At 65.3% G+C, this 1,047-nt stretch carries 1 protein-coding gene and 1 pseudogene; both read right to left on the reverse strand.

Features of this window, described 5'->3' with window-relative positions; translation table 11 throughout:
* The coding region (locus ACODT0_RS42320; protein ID WP_489044041.1) for an ABC transporter substrate-binding protein at positions 1-868 on the reverse strand (868 nt) is incomplete at its 3' end.
* A 33-nt stretch (positions 869-901) separates the two neighbouring features.
* Positions 902-1,047, reverse strand: a pseudogene (locus ACODT0_RS42325) (ABC transporter ATP-binding protein); the annotation flags it as partial.

The following is a 1,047-nucleotide window of genomic DNA, read 5'->3' on the forward strand; positions in this document are numbered from 1 at the left end:
ACTTGCGCGTGTCGTCGTTGAGGTCCCAGTACCAGCTCGTGGTGTGCAGCAGGCCCTCGGTGTTCTTCAGGCCCAGGCTGTGGATGTCGGTGAGGAACACCAGCAGGCCGGCGGTCTTCATCGTCTTGTTGATGCCGAACTCCCTGGCGGCCTTGATCGAATTGATCGTGTCGCCGCCGGCATTGGCCAGGCCGAGGATCTGCGCCTTCGAGTTCTGCGCCTGCAGCAGGAAGGACGAGAAGTCGGAGGCGTTGAGCGGATGCTTGACGCCGCCGACCACCGTGCCGCCCTTCTCCTTGATCACCGTGGTGGTGTCGGCCTCGAGCGCCGCGCCGAAGGCGTAGTCCGCGGTCAGGAAGAACCAGCTCTTGCCGCCACGGTCGACCACCGCCGCGCCCGTGCCCTTGGCCAGCGCGACGGTGTCGTAGGCGTAGTGCACGGTGTAGGGGCTGCACTGTTCGTTGGTGAGCGCGGAGGACGCGGCGCCGTTGTTGAAGTGCACGCGCTTCTTCTCGGTCGCCACCTTCGCGGTCGCGAGCGCCGTGCCGGAGTTGGTGCCGCTGAACACCATGCTCAGGCCCTGCGTGTCGATCCATTCGCGCGCCTTCGACGCGGCGATGTCGGCCTTGTTCTGGTGGTCGGCGATCAGCAGTTCGATCGGCAGGCCGTTGACCTTGCCGCCGAAGTCATCGATGGCCATCTGGATCGCCGTCGCGCCGTTCTTGCCTTCGAGGTCGGCGTAGAGGCCGGACATGTCGGTGATGAAGCCGATCCGGACCTTCTCCTGCGCCTGTGCCGCGCTGGCCGCGCCGAGCGCAAGGATTCCGAGGCCGATGGCGGTGGCGATGAATGGGTTGCGTTGTTTCATGGGATTGCCTCCTTGGTGGATGAATGGGGATCGCTAAACACCGAGCAGTTCGGTGAGCACGGGCATCCGGGCTTCGAGCTCGGCGGCGCCGAACTTCTCGACGATGCGGCCGTGCTCCATCACGTAGAAGCGATCGGCCAGCGGCGCCGCGAAGCGGAAGTTCTGCTCCACCATCACGA

This window comes from Variovorax sp. FG153 (assembly GCF_057809595.1).